Annotated in this window: 16 protein-coding genes; 9 read left to right on the forward strand and 7 right to left on the reverse strand. The window is 57.7% G+C overall.

What is annotated here, in order from left to right; translation table 11 throughout:
• Positions 1-303: 303 nt before the first annotated feature.
• From ACOTZC_RS21970 to hemC, 5 genes are all read right to left on the reverse strand, one after another.
• Positions 304-1,515, reverse strand: a complete 1,212-nt coding sequence (locus ACOTZC_RS21970; protein ID WP_126304498.1) for an MFS transporter — start codon at positions 1,513-1,515, stop codon at positions 304-306.
• A 172-nt stretch (positions 1,516-1,687) separates the two neighbouring features.
• A complete protein-coding gene (gene hemY / locus ACOTZC_RS21975; RefSeq protein ID WP_023309633.1) occupies positions 1,688-2,887 on the reverse strand; it encodes a protoheme IX biogenesis protein HemY in 1,200 nt (399 codons plus the stop codon).
• A 2-nt stretch (positions 2,888-2,889) separates the two neighbouring features.
• A complete protein-coding gene (hemX, locus tag ACOTZC_RS21980; RefSeq protein WP_045357194.1) occupies positions 2,890-4,086 on the reverse strand; it encodes a uroporphyrinogen-III C-methyltransferase in 1,197 nt (398 codons plus the stop codon).
• Between the two features lie 20 nt (positions 4,087-4,106).
• Entirely contained in the window at positions 4,107-4,847 is a 741-nt protein-coding gene (gene hemD / locus ACOTZC_RS21985; protein ID WP_248163060.1) for a uroporphyrinogen-III synthase, read from the reverse strand.
• Positions 4,844-5,785, reverse strand: coding sequence for a hydroxymethylbilane synthase (hemC, locus tag ACOTZC_RS21990; protein WP_045403863.1), 942 nt, complete (start codon positions 5,783-5,785; stop codon positions 4,844-4,846). Before hemC ends, hemD begins: the two co-directional genes overlap by 4 nt.
• A 350-nt stretch (positions 5,786-6,135) precedes the next feature.
• On the opposite strand from hemC, the gene cyaA reads away from it, so the two are divergent.
• On the forward strand, positions 6,136-8,679 hold the full coding sequence (cyaA, locus tag ACOTZC_RS21995) for a class I adenylate cyclase (protein ID WP_024907978.1): 2,544 nt from the start codon (positions 6,136-6,138) through the stop codon (positions 8,677-8,679).
• Positions 8,680-8,774: 95 nt separating this feature from the next.
• Here the strand turns inward: cyaA and cyaY are convergent, their stop codons facing one another.
• Positions 8,775-9,095, reverse strand: coding sequence for an iron donor protein CyaY (gene cyaY, locus ACOTZC_RS22000; RefSeq protein ID WP_045403860.1), 321 nt, complete (start codon positions 9,093-9,095; stop codon positions 8,775-8,777).
• Between the two features lie 135 nt (positions 9,096-9,230).
• On the opposite strand from cyaY, the gene lptM reads away from it, so the two are divergent.
• The 8 genes from lptM to corA all read left to right on the forward strand — a co-directional run bounded on the left by lptM (position 9,231) and on the right by corA (position 16,163).
• The gene (gene lptM, locus ACOTZC_RS22005; RefSeq protein ID WP_045403858.1) at positions 9,231-9,434 is read left to right on the forward strand and encodes an LPS translocon maturation chaperone LptM; all 204 of its coding nucleotides are present in this window, start codon (positions 9,231-9,233) and stop codon (positions 9,432-9,434) included.
• A 35-nt stretch (positions 9,435-9,469) separates the two neighbouring features.
• A complete protein-coding gene (dapF, locus tag ACOTZC_RS22010) occupies positions 9,470-10,294 on the forward strand; it encodes a diaminopimelate epimerase (protein WP_008501545.1) in 825 nt (274 codons plus the stop codon).
• Entirely contained in the window at positions 10,291-10,998 is a 708-nt protein-coding gene (locus ACOTZC_RS22015; protein WP_023309626.1) for a DUF484 domain-containing protein, read from the forward strand. Before dapF ends, ACOTZC_RS22015 begins: the two co-directional genes overlap by 4 nt.
• Positions 10,995-11,897 (forward strand): tyrosine recombinase XerC, encoded by a 903-nt coding sequence (xerC, locus tag ACOTZC_RS22020; RefSeq protein WP_023309625.1) that lies wholly within the window; start codon positions 10,995-10,997, stop codon positions 11,895-11,897. Before ACOTZC_RS22015 ends, xerC begins: the two co-directional genes overlap by 4 nt.
• Entirely contained in the window at positions 11,897-12,613 is a 717-nt protein-coding gene (gene yigB / locus ACOTZC_RS22025) for a 5-amino-6-(5-phospho-D-ribitylamino)uracil phosphatase YigB (RefSeq protein WP_023309624.1), read from the forward strand. The genes xerC and yigB overlap by 1 nt, the downstream gene beginning before the upstream one ends.
• 79 nt (positions 12,614-12,692) lie before the next feature.
• Positions 12,693-14,855, forward strand: coding sequence for a DNA helicase II (uvrD, locus tag ACOTZC_RS22030; RefSeq protein WP_032646073.1), 2,163 nt, complete (start codon positions 12,693-12,695; stop codon positions 14,853-14,855).
• A gap of 149 nt (positions 14,856-15,004) precedes the next feature.
• Positions 15,005-15,061: a YsgD/CorL family protein gene (gene ysgD, locus ACOTZC_RS22035; protein WP_212743980.1), complete on the forward strand. Its 57-nt coding sequence runs from the start codon at positions 15,005-15,007 to the stop codon at positions 15,059-15,061.
• Between the two features lie 151 nt (positions 15,062-15,212).
• On the forward strand, positions 15,213-16,163 hold the full coding sequence (gene corA, locus ACOTZC_RS22040; RefSeq protein WP_008501540.1) for a magnesium/cobalt transporter CorA: 951 nt from the start codon (positions 15,213-15,215) through the stop codon (positions 16,161-16,163).
• 77 nt (positions 16,164-16,240) lie between these two features.
• On the opposite strand, the gene rarD is transcribed toward corA, so the two are convergent.
• Entirely contained in the window at positions 16,241-17,137 is an 897-nt protein-coding gene (gene rarD, locus ACOTZC_RS22045) for an EamA family transporter RarD (RefSeq protein WP_023309622.1), read from the reverse strand.
• Between the last annotated feature and the right edge of the window lie 48 nt (positions 17,138-17,185).

The following is a 17,185-nucleotide window of genomic DNA, read 5'->3' on the forward strand; positions in this document are numbered from 1 at the left end:
GGCGCTTAGCAGCATAATTTCCTTTTATCTTAAAATATTGCGTCATGTAAAAGTTCTGGGTGTTATGTTGGCACGTTACGTGCAATAATATGCGTGTAGATGCTCATTCCATCTCTTATGTTCGCCTTAGTGCCTCATAAACTCAGGAATGACGCAGAGCCATTTACGGTGCTTATCGTCCACTGACAGATGTCGCTTCGGCCTCATCAGACACCATGGACACAACGTTGAGTGAAGCACCAAATATGTTGTCTTACAGACCTGTTTTGACGCCTGCTTTTATAGCAGGCGTTTTTTTATGCCTTATTCCCGATACAAGCGCATGATCAGGGCAACCATCAGCAGGGCCGATGCAGAGACAGCATAGAGCGCCTGTACTGAGCCAAACCCTGAAGCCACCGCCGCTGCAATGCCGGTGAAAAGAGAGGCGCTGAGCGTTTGCCAGCGCCAGGCTTTACCGCTGGCCGAAGCGGTTTGCGTGAGAGGAAAACTACTGAGTACCCCAAACGTGCCCGCTGCGAAGAGAACATTCGAGGCCAGATGCGCGATAAAGATCATCCCCAGCGCACATACTGTCCACCCGGACAAAAACGGCAGCATGCCATAAGCGGCCAGAAAGATGCTCAGGCAAACGATTATTCGTGGCGTGTGGGCCGCAAAGCGCGTCAGGCTCTCTTTTTTTAGCAGCAGGGGGCCACTAAGCTGCCCCAGACTTCTCGCGAAAAGCAAAGGCAAAGCAAGGCCCGCCGCATCCTGAGGACGGAGCTGCTGGGCCAGTGCCGGAAGAAGCGCCATCGCCGGTGAGCCGACGGCGGCCAGCGCCGGCAGGATGAGCAGGCTGCGTTTCTGCCGAACGGTCAACGCCTGCCAGCGTAATGTTGCAGCATCCCCCTTTTCCATAGTGGTGGGGCCTGGTGTCGGAGAAAACCGGCGCCCAGCCAGCCATAGCAGTACTAATGAGCCCAGAAAGCTCGCGGCATCAATGGCCAGTAGGGTAAACACGGATGTCTTCTGAAACAGCACCACGCCGAGTCCGGTCCCTAATAACACCTGAGAAGCGAAAATCACATTTTCCAGACAGGTTGCAGCGGGCAGCTCTGCTTCGCTAAGTCCGCGCTTAAAGAGCAATGTCAGCGCGGGCCAGCTCATCCCGCTGAGCAGGGCTTCGGTGGATTGCACGGCGAGCAATGCGGCAACGCTGTGGTAACCCACGCCAAGCAGAGGAAAGAGCAGGGCGAGCAAGCCCAGCACCTCGGTCAGTATCAGCAGCGATATCGGCGAAAAGAGCGAGCACAGTTTTTCGCCTAAGATGCTGCCGATGAACCCAGGTACCGTAGCGAAAAGAAAAGCGAGAGTGAGCAGAGCGGGCGGGGCTGACCACGCTAGCAGCAAACCGAAGACCACAACCTGGGTTAGACCATTCCCCAGTGACGAAAAGATAAAAGCACAGGCAAGCAGGCGCAGCCAGCGGTGGCAGCGCAGCGCCTGGATAAGCGCATACAAAAGCGAGTTCATTGAGATTTCCTTTCAAAAACGATTTAGTCCACGCTGCAAAATGTGCGCGTGTGTGAAAAAAGGTTAATGAAAAGACATCGTTACATTGGCGGATTCGTTTGCGGATGTGGGTGCAAAGAATGTAGCAGGAGAAAGGCGATAAAAAAAGGAGGCCCTCTGGCCTCCTTTTTATTTACTGCTGCGTACCGTTATTTTGCAGCGTTAGCAGCAATCCGTCACGCCGCATGGCGGCTGCCTCTTCCGGCTTATGCTGCTTGTCCAGCGTATCGGCAAGCCACGCGTAGTCAAACGCGTCCGGACGCTGTTTCAGCGCCGCACGGAAGGCGAGGCTCGCCTCCTGCCATTCGCCATGCTTCATTAACGACTGACCGAGGGTGCTCCACAGCAGCGGACGATCGCCGACGCTTTTAATCTGCTGACGCAGCACTTTTTCGATTTGCTCAGGATTATTGGTTTTCAGGCGCGGGATCACCATCACCAGACGATCGTCATACTGGCGCTTCAGGCCGTCGAGGAGGATCTCCTGAGCCGTGTCATGATCGTCACATTCAATAAGATGTTCCGCCATGGCGACCTGCAGAGGAACCTGCTGGCGCGTCTTACGGCTCTGATTCTTCCACCACGTTTTCAGACCGTCGCTGCCCAGGTCGGCGCGCGCCTGATCCATCAGGCCAATCCATGCCAGACGCTGCAGCTCATCACGATGTTCATCGTCGCCCACCTCGGCTTTCGCCATCGACGGAATGATGTCCAGCAGCGAACCCCAGGCGCCGGTACGAATATACGCCTGCTCGGCAAGACGCAGCACTTCCGGATGACGTGGCGCAACTTCCAGCAGGCGATCGATACCGTGGCGAGCCGCGTGGTTCTCATTGCGTGCCAGCTGCAGGCGGACGCGGGTAATTTCCACAGGAATTGGGTCACCGGACGCCAGCTCTGCCGCCCGCTCCAGATGCTGATTAGCGCGGGCTTCGTCACCGCGCTGCTGCGCCGCTTCGGCTGCGAGCAGATAATTCACCACCGGCTGTTCAGCATGGTCAGCGTTTTTCGACATCAGCTTTTCAACCTGCTGATAGTCACCCTCAGCAAGCTTAAGCAGAGCCTGCTCGGTTTGTTTACGGGCGCGGCGGCGTTTACGTCCAACGAACCAGCCGCGCGTGTGGGCACCGGTGCGGAAAATGCGGCGCAGGATCCACTCGATCGCAAACAGCACCACCACGCCGAGGATCAGAATGATCGTCAGGCCGGTTACGCTGGTTTCAATGTTGTAGTTATCGGTCTGGATCAGGACGTAACCCTGATGGCCCGCAAGCATGGGGCCCAGCACGATCCCGGCGATCAGCAGGATGAAGAGTAAGAGAACTTTTAGCATCATTACTCTCCTTGCGGTGCGCTTTCAGGCGCCGGAGCCGGGGCAGGTGCCGCTCCGCCCGACGGCTCTGCCGGTACGCCCGGCTGCGCCAGCAGGTTACGTACGCGCGTCTGCATCAGTTTCTCCAGAATCGGCTGGCTGGCCAGCTTATCCGGCACGTTCATGGTGATGTTCTGCTGGCTCAGCTTATCAATGTCTTCGAGGAAGGCGGTGGTCGTCGCATCATCGGTGTTGTAGTAGGCGCGTACCCACGTTGAGACGTTATCCAGCGCCTGTTTGTAGGTCTCTTCCTGATGACGCGGCACGGCCTGAGCCGCCACCAGCAGGCGGGAACGGATGTTCTCGCGCAGATAGATATCCTGGTTCGGCGCCAGCAGCGGCACGGCGGTTTCGTCGCGACGGCGGATAGTGATGAAGCTGTCCATAAAGTTCTGCCAGCTTTTCTGCAGGTTTATGCGCCATTCGCTCAGGGAGCTGGAAAGCTCGGTACCGTCGGAATCCATCGGGGAGTCGTCGTCGTTATTATCCGCCAGCTGCAGGTTATCAATCTGATTCGACAGCTGGTTCACCTTGAGGATAATGCCGTCGTAATCCACCTGCGAGACGGCGGAGAGGCTGGCGATGTCTTCGGTGATCGCGCGACGTGCGGTAATGAGGCTCGGGTCGTTCATGTCTGCCAGGCTCGCATCGGCGCTTTTCAGCAGCGCGGCGGCAGTGGTGACGTCCTGATCGCTCCAGAGCTTACGTCCGGCGAGCTTCACCAGGAAGTCAGCCTGCGAGAGCAGCCAGGTTTTGGCATCGGTACCGGAAATCGTGGCGACTTTCTGCTGCACGTCGCCCAGCTGTTTAGCCAGCTCTTCCTGTTTGCTGTTCGCCTCGGCAAGCGCGGCGGCCTGCTGCTTAATCACCGTTTCCAGCTCGGTTTTCTGCGTCTCCTGCGCTTTTTGCAGGGCAGTGAGCTGATTCACCAGCGCATCGCTGGTGGACGTCTGGTTAGCGCCCTGTTGCTTCACCAGGCCGTACAGGCCAACCCCTGCAGCCAGCGCAATGGCGATGGCAATCGCGCTTAGCGCGAGGCTCGTTTTGTTGCTGCCGTTTTTCTTCTCAGCGGTTTTCTCTGTCGTCTCTGGCTGTGGCGTCGTCTCCACAGTCTCCCTGGTCTCTTCAACCACGGCGGAGGATTTGTCGTGTTCCGTCATTATGGCTTCCCATTTGAGAGTTATTGTAATGCGCGCAGCAGCGCATCGTTGTCGGCGTTATCAGCGATCCGAATATCCTGCCAGCCCAGTTCCCGGGCCTGGTACGCCAGACGCTCACTGACGACCAGAAGCCGACAGCGGAGTAACCAGTTTTCGCGATACCAGAGCGGTATCAGCGACCAAAGCTGTTGTAACATTTCACCGCTGGTGACCACCAGCGTATTAATGCCGCGCGCGTGCCAGCGCATCGCCTCTTCCGCGCCATCGTAGTGTTTTGCACAACGCTGATAGCACTCAGTGAACGTCACGTCTGCACCACGTTCACGCAGCGTTTCGCCCAACAGTTCGCGGCCACCATTACCGCGCAAAATGAGCGCGCGCTTTCCGGCAATAGTTTGTAATTCAGGTAATTGTAGCAAGACTTCACTGATTTCCCGATCTAACGGGTAACAAACGTCCACGCTGCTTACGGTATGCAGCGCCAGTGCCGTTGTGCGGCCAATCGCGAAATAGCGGGGGGCGGCTGGCCAGGTCAAACCCTGCTGTTGCAGCTGCGCGTGGGCAAATTCCACGGCATGTTGCGACAGCGCAAACAGCAGGTCGCCTTCTTGAAGAGTATTCATCTGGTCGGCGAGCGCGGAGAGCTCCCGACCGGGGGAGAATTCAATGAGCGGAAAACTCCAGGCCACCTGCCCCAGTGCGCGCAGACGGCTCACTAACTGCTCTCCTGCGGGAGAAGGGCGGGTGACAAGAATACTCATGCAGGGGGCTCTCCATTATAAACGTCAGCCAGAATCTCGCGGGCGCCGTTATCCAGCAGCTCTTCCGCCAGCGACACGCCAAGCTGCTCGGCATCTTGCGCTTTACCGCGACGTTCGCCGCGTACCATCTGCGAACCGTCCGGGGCGCCCACCAGCGCGCGCAGCCACAGTTCGCCTTCTGTTAATTCAGCATAGCTGCCAATCGGTACCTGGCATCCCCCTTCGAGGCGGGTATTCATCGCACGCTCGGCTTTTACGCGAATAGCGGTCTCGTCATGGTTCAGCGGCGCGAGCAGTTCGCGGGTACGCGCATCGTCCAGACGACACTCGATGCCGACGGCACCCTGGCCCACGGCCGGCAGCGACAGCTCTGGCGGCATCGCCACGCGAATGCGCGACTCCAGCCCCAGACGCTTCAGGCCGGCAACGGCGAGGATAATGGCATCGTAATCGCCGTTATCCAGCTTGCCCAGACGCGTGCCGACGTTACCGCGCAGCGAGCGAATGATCAGGTCAGGACGGCGCTCTGCCAGCTGACACTGACGGCGTAAACTGGACGTGCCAACCACGCTACCCTCCGGCAGCGCGTCGAGCGAGTCATAGTGGTTAGAGACAAACGCATCACGCGGATCTTCGCGCTCGCAGATGGTCACCAGCCCCAGTCCTTCCGGGAACTCGACGGGCACGTCTTTCATTGAATGTACGGCGATATCGGCGCGGTTCTCAAGCAATGCCAGTTCCAGTTCTTTGACAAACAGGCCTTTGCCACCCACTTTCGCCAGCGGCGTATCGAGGATCACGTCACCGCGCGTGACCATCGGCACCAGCTCGACGCGCAATCCACTGTGGCAGGCTTCAAGGCGCTGCTTCACATAATGTGCCTGCCAGAGCGCGAGAGGGCTTTGGCGTGTGGCAATTCTCAAAACATTGTCTAACATGCTTGTTACCGTCATTATCAATCGCTAACCATCCTAACATTGTTGACTCTGGGATGGCAGTTTTACGGTTGATGAAGCGCGAGAGGGACAGGGCGGCGTATTCGTCAGCCATAGCCGTATTCAGGAATTTACACGTACAGAACGGTGCTACACTTGTATGTAGCGCATCTTTCTTTACGGTCAACCGGCAAGGTGTTAAATTGATCACGTTTTAGACCATTTTTTCGTCGGTACCACCAAAAATGATAAGGGCGAAAAAGGGTAACGGTTATCTTTTTGAAATACTGCGGGTCCGCTGTTTTTCGTGTTTTGAATAGCTTGCGACACCCGGAAACATCAGGCGATACGTCTTGTACCTCTATATTGAGACTCTGAAACAGAGACTGGATGCCATTAATCAACTGCGTGTGGATCGCGCGCTTGCTGCCATGGGCCCTGCTTTCCAGCAGGTATACAGTCTGCTGCCGACATTATTGCACTATCACCATCCGCTGATGCCTGGCTACCTTGACGGTAACGTTCCCCAGGGCATTTGCCTTTTCACGCCTGATGAAACCCAACAGCATTACCTCAACGAACTGGAACTCTACCGCGGCATGCCGCCACAGGAGTCTCCAAAAGGTGAACTACCGATTACCGGCGTTTACTCTATGGGGAGCACCTCATCGGTAGGACAAAGCTGTTCTTCGGACCTGGACATCTGGGTCTGCCATCAGTCCTGGCTCGATAACGAAGAGCGTCAGCTGCTGCAGCGTAAATGCAGCCTGCTGGAGAGCTGGGCTGCATCGCTCGGTGTGGAAGTGAGCTTCTTCCTGATTGATGAAAACCGTTTCCGCCATAACGAAAGCGGCAGTCTGGGTGGTGAGGACTGCGGCTCGACTCAGCACATCTTACTGCTGGATGAATTTTACCGTACTGCCGTGCGTCTGGCCGGGAAGCGTATTCTGTGGAATATGGTCCCGTGCGAAGAAGAAGAGCATTACGATGACTACGTCATGTCGCTTTACGCGCAGGGCGTACTGACGCCAAACGAATGGCTGGACCTCGGCGGTCTGAGCTCTCTGTCAGCAGAAGAGTACTTTGGCGCAAGCCTCTGGCAGCTCTATAAAAGTATCGACTCGCCGTACAAAGCGGTGCTGAAAACGCTGCTGCTGGAAGCCTATTCCTGGGAATACCCCACGCCTCGCCTGCTGGCGAAAGATATCAAGCAACGTCTGCACGACGGGGAGATCGTCTCCTTCGGGCTGGACGCCTACTGCATGATGCTGGAGCGCGTGACCGAATACCTGAAAGCCATTGATGACACCACGCGTCTTGACCTGGTGCGTCGATGTTTCTATCTCAAAGTCTGTGAGAAATTGAGCCGCGAGCGCGCCTGCGTGGGCTGGCGTCGTGAAGTGGTCAGTCAGTTAGTGAAAGAGTGGGGATGGGACGAAGCGCGTCTGTCCATGCTCGACAACCGGGCCAACTGGAAAATCGATCAGGTGCGTGAAGCGCACAACGAACTGCTCGATGCGATGATGCAAAGCTATCGTAACCTGATCCGCTTTGCGCGCCGTAACAACCTCAGCGTTTCCGCCAGCCCGCAGGACATCGGGGTATTAACCCGTAAGCTGTATGCCGCGTTTGAAGCGCTGCCGGGTAAAGTCACCCTGGTTAACCCGCAGATTTCGCCAGACCTGTCAGAACCGAATCTGACCTTTATCTACGTGCCGCCGGGCCGCGCAAACCGCACCGGGTGGTATCTGTATAACCGTGCGCCAAGCATGGACTCAATCATCAGCCATCAGCCGCTGGAGTATAACCGCTACCTGAACAAGCTGGTGGCCTGGGCCTGGTTTAACGGCCTGCTGACCTCGCGCACGCGCCTGTTTATCAAAGGCAACGAGGTGGTTGATCTCGCTAAGCTGCAGGAGATGGTCGCGGATGTGTCGCACCACTTCCCGCTGCGTCTGCCTGCCCCAACGCCGAAAGCGCTCTACAGCCCGTGCGAGATTCGCCATCTGGCGATTATCGTCAACCTGGAATACGACCCGACGGCGGCCTTCCGCAATCAGGTAGTTCACTTTGACTTCCGCAAGCTGGACGTCTTCAGCTTTGGCGAGCAGCAAAACTGCCTGGTGGGCAGCGTGGATCTGCTGTACCGCAACTCGTGGAACGAAGTGCGTACCCTGCATTTCAACGGCGAGCAGGCGATGATCGAAGCGCTGAAAACGATTCTCGGCAAGATGCACCAGGATGCCGCACCGCCGGACAGCGTTGAGGTGTTCTGCTACAGCCAGCACCTGCGCGGTTTAATTCGTACCCGCGTGCAGCAGCTGGTTTCTGAGTGTATCGAACTGCGTCTCTCCAGTACCCGTCAGGAAACCGGGCGCTTTAAAGCGCTGCGCGTCTCCGGCCAGACCTGGGGCCTGTTCTTCGAACGCCTGAACGTGTCGGTACAGAAGCTGGAAAACGCCATCGAGTTCTACGGCGCGATTTCACACAACAAGCTGCATGGCCTGTCGGTGCAGGTGGAAACCAACCACGTTAAGCTCCCGCAGGTGGTGGACGGATTCGCCAGCGAAGGGATTATTCAGTTCTTCTTTGAAGAGTCGGGCGACGATGCCGGGTTCAACATCTACATTCTGGATGAAACCAACCGCGCCGAGGTGTATCACCACTGTGAAGGCAGTAAAGAGGAGCTGGTGCGCGACGTCAGCCGCTTCTACTCCTCTTCGCATGACCGTTTCACCTACGGCTCAAGCTTTATCAACTTTAACCTGCCGCAGTTCTACCAGATTGTGAACGTCGACGGTCGTACGCAGGTGATCCCGTTCCGCACCCAGGCCGTAACGCCTGCCGCGCCTGCCAATCAGGACACCGCGCCGCTGCTGCAACAGTATTTCTCCTGAGCCTTTTCGCTAGCCCGGTGGCGGCTACGCCTTACCGGGCCTACAACAGCTCGAACCCGTAGGCCGGGTAAGCGCAGCGCCACCCGGCACCAAAACTATCTGAAACTCACAGCCTCACCCGCCTGCGCGGTCGCCGCCTGTTCCAGCAGATCCCAGAACGGTACGCCGCTGCGGTCGCAAACCCATTCCCCGTCCTTCAGATCGAAATGATAGCCGCCCTGTTTCGCGGCCAGCCACACCTGGTGAAGCGGCTCCTGGCGGTTAATAATAATTTTGCTGCCATTTTCGAAGCTCAGGGTCAGAATGCCGCCGTTGATTTCACAATCGATATCGCTGTCGCCATCCCAGTCGTCAAGACGCTCTTCGATGGTCATCCACAGGGTGTCGGCAAGGCGATGGAATTCACTGTCGTTCATGGTTTTGTTCCTGTTTTTCGTGATGCCGGCAGTATAACCCTAAATAATTCCCGTTGCAGGAAAGCGGCAAACTCTTGCTTTTGTGTCTTCTCCTGCGATGATAGAAACAGATTTGAACTTACGGGCAACTTTATAATGAAAAACGCTTTCCGAACGCTTGCCGTTCTCATCACGCTGTTTAGCCTGACTGGCTGCGGACTGAAGGGACCACTGTACTTCCCACCGGCGGATAAAACCGCGCCGCCGCCGACGAAACCCGCGCAAAGCGGCATTGAGTCTACCACGCCAAATACTAACGATCGTGGCGACAACGGTGGCCCGACTCAGGTTAATCTCTGACGACAACGTTCTGTACCCGCGCAATGGAGCAAATGATGCAGTTCTCTAAAATGCATGGCCTTGGCAACGATTTTATGGTCGTCGACGCGGTAACGCAGAATGTGTTTTTCTCCCCGGAACTGATCCGTCGCCTGGCGGATCGGCATCTGGGCGTGGGGTTCGATCAGCTGCTGGTGGTCGAGCCACCGTACGATCCCGACCTCGATTTCCACTACCGTATTTTTAACGCGGACGGCAGCGAAGTTAACCAGTGCGGCAACGGCGCGCGCTGTTTTGCCCGCTTTGTCCGCCTGAAAGGGCTGACCAACAAGCGTGATATTCGCGTCAGCACGGCCAATGGCCGCATGGTGCTCAGCGTCACCGATGATGAGCTGGTGCGCGTGAACATGGGCGAGCCTAACTTCGAGCCCTCCGTCGTGCCGTTTCGCGCAAACAAAGCGGAAAAGACCTATATTATGCGTGCGGCCGAGCAGACAGTATTGTGCGGCGTCGTCTCAATGGGTAACCCTCACTGCGTGATTCAGGTTGATGATGTGGAAACCGCCGCGGTCGAAACGCTCGGCCCGGTGCTGGAAAGCCACGAACGTTTCCCGGAGCGCGCGAACATCGGCTTTATGCAGGTGGTGAAGCGCGAGCACATTCGCCTGCGGGTTTACGAGCGCGGCGCGGGCGAGACTCAGGCCTGCGGAAGCGGCGCCTGTGCTGCGGTGGCCGTGGGCATCTCTCAGGGGTTACTGGCAGAAGAGGTTCGCGTGGAATTACCGGGCGGCCGGCTTGATATCGCCTGGAAAGGACCGGGTCATCCACTGTATATGACGGGCCCGGCGGCACATGTCTATGACGGGTTTATCCATCTATGAAACAACCAGGGGAAGAACTGCAGGAAACAGTGACGGAACTGGACGACAGAGCTGTTGTTGATTATCTGCTGCGCAATCCTGAGTTCTTTATTCGCAATGCACGCGTCGTCGAAGAGATGCGCGTGCCGCATCCGGTTCGCGGGACCGTGTCGCTGGTCGAATGGCACATGGCGCGCTCGCGCAACCACATCAATCAGCTAGAAGAGAACATGACGCTGCTGATGGAGCAGGCCAGCACCAACGAAAGCCTGTTCTATCGTCTGCTGCATCTGCAGGCGCGTCTGGCGTCGGCGCACAGTCTTGACGAGTTCCTCAGCCGCTTCCACCGCTGGGCTCGCGAGCTGGGGCTGGCGGGCGCAACGATTCGTCTTTTCCCTGACCGCTGGCGCATCGGTGCACCGTCGGGGTTCACCCATCTGGCTCTTAGCCGTCAGGCGTTTGAACCGCTGCGCATTCAGCGTCTGGGCCATGAGCACCACTATCTGGGGCCGCTGAACGGGCCTGAGCTGCTGGTGGTGTTACCGGAAGCCAAAGCGATTGGTTCGGTAGCGATGTCGCTGATGGGGCGCGATGGCGATCTGGGTGTCATGTTATTTACCAGCCGCGATGCGCATCACTATGAGCAGGGGCAAGCGACGCACCTGCTGCAGGAGATCGCCCTGATGCTGCCCGAGCTGCTGGAGCGCTGGATTGAGCGCGTATGACGGACGGACTGCTCGCCACTGACGTCTCGCGCTTTCTGCGCTATCTGGGCGTGGAGCGTCAGCTTAGCCCCATTACCCTGCTCAACTACCAGCGTCAGCTTGATGCCATCATGCAGATCGCCGACGAAATCGGCCTGAAAAGCTGGCAACAATGTGACGCTGCGACGGTACGCGGGTTCGTCGTGCGTAGCCGTAAAAAAAATCTCAGCCCGGCAAGCCTGGCGCTCAGGCTCTCGGCGCTGCGCAGTTTCTTCGACTGGCTGGTCAGCCAGGGGGGCTTAAAAGCCAACCCGGCAAAGGGGATCGCCACGCCGAAAGCGCCGCGCCATCTGCCTAAAAATATCGACGTTGACGACGTAAACCGCCTGCTGGATATCGACCTTAACGATCCGCTCGCCGTGCGCGACCGCGCGATGCTGGAGGTGATGTACGGTGCCGGGCTGCGTCTGTCAGAGCTGGTTAATCTTGATATCAAACACCTCGATCTGGAGTCCGGTGAAGTGTGGGTAATGGGCAAGGGCAGCAAAGAGCGCCGCCTGCCGATTGGCCGCAATGCAGTTTCCTGGATTGAGCACTGGCTTGACCTGCGCGGGCTGTTTGGCAGCGAAGAGGATGCGCTGTTCCTGTCGAAGCTCGGCAAGCGGATCTCCGCGCGTAACGTCCAGAAGCGCTTTGCGGAGTGGGGCATTAAGCAGGGGCTGAACAGCCACGTTCATCCGCACAAGCTGCGCCACTCCTTTGCGACACACATGCTTGAGTCGAGCGGCGATCTGCGCGGCGTGCAGGAACTGCTTGGCCACGCGAATCTGTCGACCACTCAAATCTATACCCACTTAGACTTCCAACACCTTGCCTCGGTGTATGACGCGGCGCATCCACGCGCCAAACGGGGGAAATAATGCGTTTTTACCGCCCACTTGGTCAGATCTCAGCCCTGACGTTTGACCTTGATGACACCCTTTACGACAACCGCGAGGTGATCCTGCGTACCGAGCAGGAGTCGCTGGCGTTTGTGCAGAACTACCATCCCGCGCTGAAAGCGATGCAGAACAAGGACTTTCAGAAGCTCCGTCAGTCCCTGCGGGAAACCGAGCCGGACATTTACCACGACGTGACCGAATGGCGTCGTCGTGCGGTCGAGCAGGCGATGCTCAATGCCGGCCTGAGCGCGCAGGACGCGGCCATCGGTGCCGAAGCGGCCATGGAAAACTTTGCCAAATGGCGCAGCCGTATCGACGTGCCGCAGGAGACCCACGACACGCTGGCGAAGCTTGCCGAAAAGTGGCCGCTGGTGGCGATCACTAACGGCAATGCTCAGCCGGAGCTGTTTGGCCTCAGCGATTATTTTGAGTTCGTGCTGCGTGCGGGTCCTCACGGGCGCGCGAAGCCATTTAATGATATGTACCATCTGGCGGCAGATAAGCTTAACCTGCCGCTGGGTAACATTCTGCACGTGGGGGATGACCTGACTACGGACGTGGCCGGCGCTATCCGCTGCGGGATGCAGGCCTGCTGGATCAAGCCGGAAAATGCGGAGCTGATGACCGCAACCGACAGCCGTCTTCTGCCGCACGTGGAAATTTCACGGTTGGCATCCCTCACGACGCTGATATAATCATCAATTGTTCTGTATAAATTAACAGGGTTTTGGCGAATGGAAACATTTGCCCGCCCGACATGACGTGACGGTGCCAATGGACGTTTCTTACCTGCTCGACAGCCTTAATGACAAACAGCGTGACGCGGTTGCCGCCTCGCGCACCAACCTGCTGGTGCTGGCTGGAGCGGGCAGTGGTAAGACGCGCGTGCTGGTTCACCGTATCGCCTGGCTGCAGAGCGTGGAAAACTGCTCCCCGTACTCCATCATGGCGGTGACGTTTACCAACAAGGCGGCAGCAGAGATGCGCCACCGTATCGCCCAGCTGATGGGCACCAGCCAGGGCGGCATGTGGGTTGGCACCTTCCACGGTCTGGCGCACCGCCTGCTGCGCGCGCACCATATGGACGCCAACCTGCCGCAGGATTTCCAGATCCTCGACAGCGAAGACCAGCTCCGTCTGCTGAAACGCCTGATCAAGGCGATGAACCTCGATGAGAAGCAGTGGCCGCCGCGTCAGGCGATGTGGTACATCAACGGCCAGAAGGACGAAGGGCTGCGCCCGCACCACATTCAGAGCTTCGGCAACCCGGTCGAGCAGACCTGGCAGAACGTCTACAAGGCCTATCAGGAAGCGTGCGATCGCGCCGGTCTGGTGGATTTTGCCGAGCTGCTGCTGCGCGCCCACGAGCTGTGGCTCAACAAGCCGCACATCCTGCAGCACTACCGTGAACGCTTCACCAATATCCTGGTGGACGAGTTCCAGGATACCAACAACATTCAGTACGCGTGGATCCGCCTGCTGGCCGGTGATACCGGCAAGGTGATGATCGTGGGCGATGATGACCAGTCGATCTACGGCTGGCGCGGGGCGCAGGTAGAAAATATTCAGCGCTTCCTCAACGATTTCCCCGGCGCGGAAACCATCCGTCTGGAGCAGAACTACCGCTCAACCAGCAACATTCTGAGCGCGGCCAACGCCCTGATTGAAAACAACAACGGGCGTCTGGGTAAAAAGCTGTGGACCGACGGCGTCGACGGCGAACCGATTTCGATTTACTGCGCCTTCAACGAGCTCGACGAAGCCCGCTTCGTGGTGAACCGCATCAAAACCTGGCAAGACAACGGCGGCGCGCTGGAGCAGTGCGCCATTCTCTACCGCAGCAACGCCCAGTCGCGCGTGCTGGAAGAGGCGCTGCTGCAGGTGAGCATGCCGTACCGCATTTATGGCGGCATGCGATTCTTCGAACGTCAGGAAATCAAAGATGCGCTGTCGTATCTGCGCCTCATTGCCAACCGTAACGACGACGCGGCGTTTGAGCGCGTGGTGAACACGCCGACCCGCGGGATTGGCGACCGCACGCTGGACGTGGTGCGTCAGGCCTCGCGCGATCGCCAGCTGACGCTGTGGCAGGCGTGCCGCGAGCTGCTGCAGGAAAAAGCGCTCGCCGGACGTGCCGCCAGCGCGTTACAGCGCTTCCTTGAGCTGATTGACGCTCTGGCCCAGGAAACCGCCGACATGCCGCTGCACGTGCAGACTGACCGGGTGATTAAAGACTCCGGCCTGCGAACCATGTACGAGCAGGAGAAAGGCGAGAAGGGCCAGACCCGTATTGAGAACTTAGAGGAACTGGTCACGGCAACGCGCCAGTTCAGCTACAACGAAGAAGACGAAGACCTGATGCCGCTGCAGGCGTTCCTCTCCCACGCCGCGCTGGAAGCGGGTGAAGGGCAGGCGGACACCTGGCAGGATGCGGTTCAGCTGATGACCCTGCACTCCGCCAAAGGTCTGGAGTTCCCGCAGGTGTTTATCGTCGGGATGGAAGAGGGGATGTTCCCGAGCCAGATGTCGCTGGATGAAGGCGGACGTCTGGAAGAGGAACGTCGTCTGGCCTACGTGGGCGTGACGCGCGCGATGCAAAAGCTGACGCTAACCTACGCCGAAACACGCCGTCTGTACGGTAAAGAGGTTTATCACCGTCCGTCGCGCTTCATCGGCGAGCTGCCGGAAGAGTGCGTAGAAGAGGTGCGTCTGCGAGCGAGCATCAGCCGTCCGGTCAGCCATCAGCGCATGGGCTCGCCGATTGCGGAAACCGACACCGGTTACAAGCTGGGCCAGCGCGTGCGCCATTCGAAGTTTGGCGAAGGCACCATTGTGAATCTGGAAGGCAGCGGCGAGCACAGCCGCCTGCAGGTAGCGTTCCAGGGGCAGGGGATCAAATGGCTGGTGGCGGCCTATGCGAAGCTGGAAACAGTCTAACATTCAGAAAAATATCATTATTTTGTAATAATCTGCTAGCCTTATACAGTGAAGGTCAATTAATGCCCTTCAGCGTTCCGTTGCGTGTTGACGCCACAGTTATAGCTGGCGTAACATGCGCGCACGATTACGCTAAGAGGACATTCGCCTTGGACACACCCAGTAGATACTGGCTCAATTCCCTGTCATCCAGGAACAACTCCTAAGGCTATCTCCTCTTGCTGATGGCCTTAGTGGTTGTCAGCGACCTGCATTATTCCCGTCGCGCTGAGTCAGGCTGTTTAATGGTCTGAAACCCAATTTGTTTCTGTGTGCCCACCGAACTGTCCGATATTTTTTGCATTGGGAGTCCCGGTCATGTTGAGCGCATTTCAACTCGAAAATAACCGACTGACTCGGCTTGAAGCCGAAGAGTCACAGCCCCTCATTGATGCCGTATGGGTGGATCTGGTCGAGCCGGACGACGATGAACGCCTTCGCGTACAATCTGAACTGGGGCAAAGCCTGGCAACCCGCCCGGAACTGGAAGACATCGAAGCATCCGCGCGTTTTTTTGAAGACGAAGACGGTCTGCATATTCACTCCTTCTTCTTCTTTGAAGATGCGGAAGACCACGCGGGTAACTCCACCGTGGCGTTTACCATTCGCGACGGCCGTCTGTTTACCCTGCGCGAGCGCGAGCTGCCGGCATTTCGCCTCTACCGCATGCGCGCCCGCAGCCAGGCAATGGTGGACGGTAACGCTTACGAGCTGCTGCTCGATCTGTTCGAGACCAAAATTGAACAGCTGGCGGACGAAATTGAAAATATCTACAGCGATCTGGAAAAGCTTAGCCGCGTGATCATGGAAGGCCATCAGGGCGATGAATACGACGAAGCGCTCTCCACGCTGGCAGAGCTGGAAGATATCGGCTGGAAGGTGCGCTTGTGTCTGATGGATACCCAGCGCGCGCTGAACTTCCTGGTGCGCAAGGCGCGTCTGCCGGGCGGTCAGCTGGAGCAGGCGCGTGAGATCTTACGAGATATCGAATCCCTGCTGCCGCACAACGAATCTCTGTTCCAGAAGGTGAACTTCCTGATGCAGGCGGCGATGGGCTTTATCAACATCGAGCAGAACCGCATCATCAAGATCTTCTCGGTAGTGTCTGTGGTGTTCCTGCCGCCGACGCTGGTGGCGTCCAGCTACGGGATGAACTTTGAGTTTATGCCGGAGCTGAAATGGAGCTTTGGTTACCCGGGGGCGATTATCTTTATGATCCTCGCGGGGCTGGCGCCGTATCTGTACTTTAAGCGCCGGAACTGGCTGTAAAAATCTGGCGGGTGGCGCTGCGCTTACCCGCCCTACGATCGAATTCCCTCTCCCTGTGGGAGAGGGTGAGGGCAACATCACAGCCCTTTGCGCACCCTGCGCTGGGTATAAATCGCATCGGCAACGAAAATCGCCAGCGCCACCCAGATAAAGGCGAACGTCACCATCTTATCCGCCCCCGGCACCTCGCCGTAAAACACCACCGCCAGCAGGAACATCAGCGTCGGGCCAATGTACTGGAAGAAGCCCAGCGTGGAGAGACGCAGACGCGTCGCGGCACCGGTGAAGCACAGCAGTGGTATGGTGGTTACCACGCCCGCCGCCATCAGCATCAGGTTCAGCGACCACGGGTTGCTGCCCATATGGCTGGTGGCGCTGTCGGCGATGCCGAAGAGATAAATCGCCGCCACGGGCAGCAGCCACAGGGTTTCAAACAGCATTCCCGTCTGCGCTTCCACCGCAATCTTCTTACGCACCAGGCCGTAGAACGCAAAGCTGAACGCCAGGCCGAGGGCAATAATCGGCAGCGAGCCGAAGGTCCAGAGCTGCACCAGTACGCCGCAGAAGGCCAGAATCACCGCCACCCACTGCATCCGGCGGAAGCGCTCACCGAGGAAAATCATCCCCAGCACGATATTCACCAGCGGGTTAATGAAGTACCCCAGGCTCGCTTCGAGCATGTGATGATTATTCACCGCCCAGATAAACAGCAGCCAGTTGCCGCCAATCAGCACCGCTGAGAGAGCCAGCAGGAAAATCTTTTTCGGGGTTTGCAGCAGCGTTTTGACGCCCGACCACTGACGGCTGAGGCTCATCAGCGCAATCATAAAGAAGAATGACCAGATAACGCGGTGAGTCAGGATCTCATCGGCCGGAACGTAGGCGATAAGCTTGAAATACGCCGGGGCGATACCCCAAATAAAATAAGCGGCAAGGGCGAGTAAAACGCCCTGCCGCGTCTGTTTAGCATCCATCGGGAAAATCCGTTACAAAAAAGTGAATTAATTTTACCCGATTTTCCC

It is taken from the genome of Enterobacter cloacae complex sp. SHL009 (assembly GCF_049237205.1).
GTDB lineage: Bacteria > Pseudomonadota > Gammaproteobacteria > Enterobacterales > Enterobacteriaceae > Enterobacter > Enterobacter cloacae_M.

Excerpts from the sequence above, each read along its gene's own strand:
- ACOTZC_RS21970 (WP_126304498.1), bottom strand. The coding sequence starts at position 1,515 with ATGAACTCGCTTTTGTATGCGCTTATCCAGGCGCTGCGCTGCCACCGC.
- hemY (WP_023309633.1), bottom strand. The coding sequence starts at position 2,887 with ATGCTAAAAGTTCTCTTACTCTTCATCCTGCTGATCGCCGGGATCGTG.
- hemX (WP_045357194.1), bottom strand. The coding sequence starts at position 4,086 with ATGACGGAACACGACAAATCCTCCGCCGTGGTTGAAGAGACCAGGGAG.
- hemD (WP_248163060.1), bottom strand. The coding sequence starts at position 4,847 with ATGAGTATTCTTGTCACCCGCCCTTCTCCCGCAGGAGAGCAGTTAGTG.
- hemC (WP_045403863.1), bottom strand. The coding sequence starts at position 5,785 with ATGTTAGACAATGTTTTGAGAATTGCCACACGCCAAAGCCCTCTCGCG.
- cyaY (WP_045403860.1), bottom strand. The coding sequence starts at position 9,095 with ATGAACGACAGTGAATTCCATCGCCTTGCCGACACCCTGTGGATGACC.
- lptM (WP_045403858.1), top strand. The coding sequence starts at position 9,231 with ATGAAAAACGCTTTCCGAACGCTTGCCGTTCTCATCACGCTGTTTAGC.
- dapF (WP_008501545.1), top strand. The coding sequence starts at position 9,470 with ATGCAGTTCTCTAAAATGCATGGCCTTGGCAACGATTTTATGGTCGTC.
- ACOTZC_RS22015 (WP_023309626.1), top strand. The coding sequence starts at position 10,291 with ATGAAACAACCAGGGGAAGAACTGCAGGAAACAGTGACGGAACTGGAC.
- xerC (WP_023309625.1), top strand. The coding sequence starts at position 10,995 with ATGACGGACGGACTGCTCGCCACTGACGTCTCGCGCTTTCTGCGCTAT.
- yigB (WP_023309624.1), top strand. The coding sequence starts at position 11,897 with ATGCGTTTTTACCGCCCACTTGGTCAGATCTCAGCCCTGACGTTTGAC.
- uvrD (WP_032646073.1), top strand. The coding sequence starts at position 12,693 with ATGGACGTTTCTTACCTGCTCGACAGCCTTAATGACAAACAGCGTGAC.
- corA (WP_008501540.1), top strand. The coding sequence starts at position 15,213 with ATGTTGAGCGCATTTCAACTCGAAAATAACCGACTGACTCGGCTTGAA.
- rarD (WP_023309622.1), bottom strand. The coding sequence starts at position 17,137 with ATGGATGCTAAACAGACGCGGCAGGGCGTTTTACTCGCCCTTGCCGCT.